General features: G+C 70.1%; 4 protein-coding genes and 1 pseudogene. 4 read left to right on the forward strand and 1 reads right to left on the reverse strand.

The window, feature by feature from the left end:
- Positions 1-246 precede the first annotated feature (246 nt).
- From QQJ79_RS08205 to QQJ79_RS08215, 3 genes are all read left to right on the forward strand, one after another.
- Positions 247-1,326, forward strand: coding sequence for a site-specific DNA-methyltransferase (locus QQJ79_RS08205; protein ID WP_284222443.1), 1,080 nt, complete (start codon positions 247-249; stop codon positions 1,324-1,326).
- Positions 1,327-1,457: 131 nt separating this feature from the next.
- Positions 1,458-2,573: a glycosyltransferase family 4 protein gene (locus tag QQJ79_RS08210; RefSeq protein ID WP_284222444.1), complete on the forward strand. Its 1,116-nt coding sequence runs from the start codon at positions 1,458-1,460 to the stop codon at positions 2,571-2,573.
- 85 nt (positions 2,574-2,658) lie between these two features.
- A complete protein-coding gene (locus tag QQJ79_RS08215; RefSeq protein ID WP_284222445.1) occupies positions 2,659-4,806 on the forward strand; it encodes an amylo-alpha-1,6-glucosidase in 2,148 nt (715 codons plus the stop codon).
- Here the strand turns inward: QQJ79_RS08215 and mutY are convergent.
- Positions 4,803-5,819 carry an A/G-specific adenine glycosylase gene (gene mutY, locus QQJ79_RS08220; RefSeq protein WP_284222446.1) on the reverse strand — a complete coding sequence of 339 codons (1,017 nt, stop codon included), beginning with the start codon at positions 5,817-5,819 and terminating at the stop codon, positions 4,803-4,805. The genes QQJ79_RS08215 and mutY overlap by 4 nt on opposite strands.
- 21 nt (positions 5,820-5,840) lie before the next feature.
- Between mutY and QQJ79_RS08225 the strand changes: the two are divergent.
- Positions 5,841-6,107, forward strand: a pseudogene (locus QQJ79_RS08225) (DciA family protein); the annotation flags it as partial.

Below are 6,107 nucleotides of genomic sequence, written 5' to 3' on the forward strand. Positions count from 1 at the left end.
GACGCGGGCGATACCGTCTCCTCCCTCTTCGCGCAGCGAATGGGGAGGGGGACCGCGAAGCCGCGGAGGGGCGCCGGTCCGTGTTCGCTGTTTCCCCCCTCCACCCCCCGCGCTGAGTCGCGCGGGCGGTCCCCCTCCCCATCGCCTGCGGCGACAGGGAGGAGACGAGGATTCGCCCGCAGCTAACCCCGCCTTAACCGCGATGATTCACCAATCGCCCTTCAAGCTGTCCGGGGCCGCGTTTCCATGTCCGAGTTCAAGACCGACGTCATTCATCGCGGCGACTGCATCGAGGTGCTGCGGTCCCTGCCCGACGCCTGCGTCGACATGGTCTTCGCCGACCCACCCTATAATCTGCAGCTGGGCGGCGACCTGCTGCGGCCGGACAATTCGAAGGTCGACGCCGTGGACGACGACTGGGACAAGTTCGACAGCTTCGCCGCCTATGACGCCTTCACCCGCGAATGGATGACGGAATGCCGCCGGGTGCTGAAGCCCGAGGGCTCGATCTGGGTGATCGGCAGCTATCACAACGTCTTCCGGCTGGGTTCGGCGATCCAGGACCTCGGCTTCTGGGTGCTGAACGACATCATCTGGCGCAAGTCCAATCCGATGCCGAACTTCAAGGGCACGCGCTTCACCAACGCCCATGAGACGCTGATCTGGGCGGCGCGGAGCCGGGACCAGAAGCGCTACACCTTCAACTACGACGCCCTGAAGGCCTTCAACGAGGACGTCCAGATGCGGTCCGACTGGACCCTGGCCCTGTGCACGGGCGAGGAGCGGATCAAGGACGCCGACGGCAAGAAGGCCCATCCGACCCAGAAGCCCGAGGGCCTGCTGCACCGGGTGCTGATGGCCGCGACCCGGCCCGGCGACGTGGTGCTGGACCCCTTCTTCGGCACCGGCACCACCGGGGCGGCGGCCAGGCGGCTGGGCCGTCACTGGATCGGCATCGAGCGCGACGAGACCTACGCCAGGGTGGCCGAGAAGCGGATCAAGGCGGTCATTCCCGCCGCGCCCGAGGACCTGGTGGTGATGGGCTCAAAGCGGGCCGAGGTGAAGGTGCCGTTCGGAGCCCTCGTCGAGGCCGGCCTGCTGTCTCCCGGCGACAAGCTGTACTGCCCGCGCGGCGACCGCGAGGCGCGGGTCCGCGCCGACGGCTCGCTGGTGGCCGGGGAGTTGTCCGGCTCGATCCACAAGCTGGGCGCCCTGTTCGAGAACGCGCCGGCCTGCAACGGCTGGACCTACTGGCGTTTCAAGACCGACCAGGGCCTGCGCTCCATCGACGCCCTGCGGGCCGAGGTCCGCGCCGGCATGCAGTGAGCGGAAACGGACGCTGAAACCGCTGTAACCCTCACAGTTTCCACAGCAAATATCGCCGTTTCGGGAACTTCGCAGATGCGGTATGGTTGAATATCACGCCGTCCCCTCCCCGGGACGTCGGGAGCTCGGCCATGAAGATCGCGCAAGTCACGCCGCTGTACGAAGCCGTGCCGCCGAAACTGTACGGCGGCACCGAACGCGTCGTCGCCCACCTGACCGACGCCCTGGTCGATCTCGGGCATGACGTCACCCTGTTCGCCAGCGCCGACGCCGAAACCCGGGCGCGCCTGGTGCCGGTTCGGGATCAGGCCATCCGGCTGGACCCCGCGCCGCTGAAGTCCGACCTCGCCGCCCATATGACCATGCTGTCCGAAGTGCTGAAGCGCGTCGATGATTTCGACGTGATCCATTTCCACACCGACATGATCCACTTCCCCTTCTTCTCGCGCTGCGCCGACAAGACCATCACCACCCTGCACGGGCGGCTGGACCTCAAGGATCTGCCCGGCGTCTATGAACGGTGGAGCGAGTTCGGCCTTGTCTCCATCTCGGACGACCAGCGCCGGCCCCTGCCCCTCGCCAGCTGGAAGGCGACGGTGCACCACGGCATGCCGGGCGACCTGTACAGATTCTCCCCGAAGTCCGGGGGCTACCTGGCCTTCCTCGGCCGCATCTCGCCCGAGAAGCGGCCCGACCGCGCCATCGAGATCGCCACCAAGCTGAACAAACCGCTGAAGATCGCGGCCAAGGTCGACGCCGCGGACAAGGTCTATTGGGAGACCGTCATCAAGCCGATGGTCGAGGGCAATCCGCTGGTCGAATTCGTCGGCGAGATCGGCGACCATCAGAAGTCCGCCTTCCTCGGCGGGGCCGAGGCGCTGCTGTTCCCGATCGACTGGCCCGAGCCGTTCGGCCTGGTCATGATCGAGGCCATGGCCTGCGGCACGCCGGTCGTGGCCTTCCGCTGCGGCTCGACGCCGGAAGTCATCGAGGACGGCGAAACCGGCTTTCTGGTCGACACGCTGGAACAGGCCGTCGCCGCGGCCGGCCGCGCTCACCTGCTGGATCGACAGGCGATCCGCGCCCGGTTCGACCTGCGGTTCTCGGCCACGGCCATGGCCCGGCGGTATCTGGACGTCTACGGCGACCTGCTGGCGAAGCGGCCGTTTGCGGAGGAGCCGGTCGCCGACTTCGTGACGCCGCTCCGACCGTTCGAGGACAGTAGCTTCGCGGCCGCCAACCTCTGATCGGCGCCCGATGAACGGGATGCGGCCCTCAAGCGTTCGCATTTGCACGCCAGTCTGACGCCGTCAGCCGCCTCCGGGAGCCCCCATGGACGACGCCTATTCGGTCCAGACCACCGCCGCCGACGCCGGCGAAGCCGACGGCCTGGAACGGCTGATGGCGCTCAAGGACGGCGACACCTTCCTGGTGGCCGACGGCTGGGGCGACATGAAGGGCGGGGCGGACGGCCTGTTCATCCACGATACCCGCGTCCTGTCGCGTCTGGTCCTGACGGTGGGGCAGGCGAGACCGTCGCGGCTGAGTTCAGGCGTCAGCCAGGACAATGTCTATTTCACCTGCCATTCGACCAATCGCCCCCTGCCCCCGATGGGCGGGCGGTCCGCGCCCGCGGGCGTGCTGCATATCGAGCGGCGGCGCTTCGTCCGGGACCGGCGGATGTTCGAGCGGGTGCGGATGGCCAACCACGGCGTCGAGGACGTGCTGCTGCCCCTGGCGATCGATTTCGCCGCCGACTTCGCCGACATCTTCCAGGTGCGCGGCACCCGGCGCGAACAGCGCGGGACCCTCGCGGCGCCGGCGCACGACGGCCGGCGCGTGACCTTCGCCTATGACGGGCTGGACGAGGTCCGGCGCACCAGCTGCCTGGCCTTCTCGGAACCGCCCGCCCGGCTCAGCGGATCGCGCGCGGAATTCATGTTCAGCCTGCCCAAGGGCAAGCGCTGCGACCTCTATGTCGAATGCGGCTCCGAGCTCTGCGATCAGCCGGACGAGGCCCGGTTCCGGTTGAACGCCGTGGCCGCGCGGCTGGCCATGCGCACCCGCCGGCGGCGCGGCGCATCGCTGCGGGGGCCGCGCAGTCCGCGTTTCAACGACTGGCTGGACCAGAGCCGCGCCGACGTCGCCCTGCTGACCACCGACCTGCCCACCGGCCCCTACCCCTATGCGGGCGTGCCGTGGTTCTCGACGCCGTTCGGGCGGGACGGGATCATCACCGCCTGGCAGATGCTCTGGCTCGACCCGTCGCTGGCCAAGGGCGTGCTGACCTACCTCGCCATGCGACAGGCGACCGAATTCTCGGCCTTCCAGGACTCGGCGCCGGGCAAAATCATGCACGAGACCCGCGGCGGCGAGATGAGCGCCCTCGGGGAGGTGCCGTTCGGCCTCTATTACGGCGGGGTCGACACCACCTGCCTGTTCGTGGCCCTCGCGGGAGCCTATGCCCGGCGGACCGGCGACTTCGACCTGATCCGGACCCTCTGGCCCAATCTGATCGCCGCCGTCAGCTGGATGAAGGACCATGGCGACGTCAACGGCGACGGCCTGATCGGCTATCAGCGTGGCGCCGAGACGGGATTGTCCAACCAGGGCTGGAAGGATTCCGAGGACTCCATCTTCCACACCGACGGCCGCTTCCCGAAGGGGCCCATCGCCCTGCTGGAGGTGCAGGGCTACGCCTACGCCGCCTGGCGGGCGATGGCCGATCTGGCGGCTACGCTGGGCGACGAGCGGCAGGCGGAATGGGCGGGGCAGGCCGAGCGGGTCCGGGCTCTGGTCGAGGACCGTTTCTGGATGGAGGACGAGGGCTTCTACGCCATCGCCCTCGACGGCGACGGGGCGCAGTGCCGGTCAATCGGCTCCAACGCCGGCCATCTGCTGTTCACCGGCCTGCCGTCGGCGGAGCGGGCGAAGCGGGTGACGAAGCGGCTGCTGGGCGCGGAGTTCCGGTCGGGCTGGGGCGTGCGGACGCTGGCGACCGGTCAGGCCCGGTTCAACCCGATGAGCTATCACAACGGCTCGGTCTGGCCGCACGACACCGCCATGGCGGCGGCGGGCATGGCGCGCTACGGCGAGCGCCGGGCGGTGGCCCTGCTGCTGGGCGAGATCTATGCGGCGGCGGCGCATTTCCACCTGCGCCTGCCCGAACTGTTCTGCGGCTTCGAGCGCAATACCGGCGAGCCGCCGATCGCCTATCCGGTCGCCTGTCTGCCCCAGGCCTGGGCGGCTGGGTCGGTGTTCCTGATGCTGCAGTCGGCGCTGGGGATCGGCATCGACGCCATCGCCGGGACGGTGGAGATCGACGACCCGGTCCTGCCCGCGGGCATCGACCGGCTGAACATCACCAACCTGCAGGTCGGCGACGGCAGGGTGGATCTGGCGTTCCAGCAGATGGGCAACCACACGGTGGTCATCCCCCTGCGCCGGGACGGGCCGGTGTCGGTCCGCACGGTTCGCTAGGCCAGACCTCGCTCCAGCGCCTTGCGGAAGACGGTCGGGAGGGCGGCCAGCGCCGCGTCGGGATCGGTCCAGAGGAAGTCGCCCGCCCCGGTCGCCGTCCGCACGGTCAGCGTCAGCGAGAAATGGGTGAAGACGTGCTCGATCGCGCCCGCCTCGCGCCAGTCCGCGGCGACGGGCGGCGCGGCGTCGGCCTGGGACACGCTCCAGTCCGAGGTCGGCAGCCCCGTCATCCCGCCCAGTAGCCCCTTGTCCGGACGCCGCACCAGCGCCACCCGTCCCTCTTCATCGCGCAGCACCCAGGCGATGCCGGTGCGGTGGGGACGGTCGGCCTTCTTCGCCTTCAGCGGCCAGCGCCCGGGCTGGCCCGAAGCGTAGCCGGCGCACCATACGGTCAGCGGGCAGGCTCCGCACAGGGGCGCGCCGGGACGGCAGACGGTGGCGCCGAGATCCATCAGGGCCTGGGGCCAGTCGCCGGGACGGTCGTCGGCGACGAGGGTGGCGGCCAGCCGTTTCAGTTCCGGTTTGGCGGCCGGCAGCGGCGTCTCGACCGCGAACAGGCGCGCCATGACCCGTTCGACATTGCCGTCGACGACATTGGCGGGCCGACCGAAGGCGATGGCGGCCACGGCGGCGGCGGTATAGGCGCCGACCCCCGGCAGAGCCAGCAGTCCGGCCTCTGTGTCGGGAAACACGCCGCCGTGGTCGTTCGCCACGGCGCGGGCGCAGGCCAGCAGGTTGCGGGCCCGGGCGTAGTAGCCGAGCCCCGCCCAGGCGGCCATGACGTCGCCGTCTTCCGCCGCGGCCAGATCCGCCACCGTCGGCCAGCGGGCGGTGAAGGCCTCGAAATACGGCGCCGCGTGCGCGGTGGTGGTCTGCTGCAGCATCACCTCGGACAGCCAGACCTTGTAGGGATCGGGCCGCGGCGATCCCGGCGGCGCGCGCCAGGTCAGGCTGCGCCCATGGGCGTCGTACCAGTCCAGCAGGGCGGCTCGGAGAACGGAGACGGGGCGCATCGTCCGCGCTATAGACCGGAAATGCGCCGCACGCTGCCCACAGACGCCGAGGCCCGCGAAATCCTGTCGCGCCGACGCACGCGTCCGGCGCCGCGCCCGACTCCCAGGGCCGGGCGGGCGTTGCAGGCGCTGATCAAGGAGCTGGACGGCAAGTTCGGACGCGGGGCGGCCGCGCTGGAACCCCGCTGGCGTGAGATCGTCGGCGACCGGCTGGCGCGGGTGACGCGGCCGCAGAAGCTGACCAAGGGCCGGGGCGGCGCCGGCGGGACGCTGGAGCTGCGCGTGGCC

The sequence above is a fragment of the Brevundimonas denitrificans genome, assembly GCF_030160755.1.
In the GTDB taxonomy this organism is placed as follows: domain Bacteria; phylum Pseudomonadota; class Alphaproteobacteria; order Caulobacterales; family Caulobacteraceae; genus Brevundimonas; species Brevundimonas denitrificans.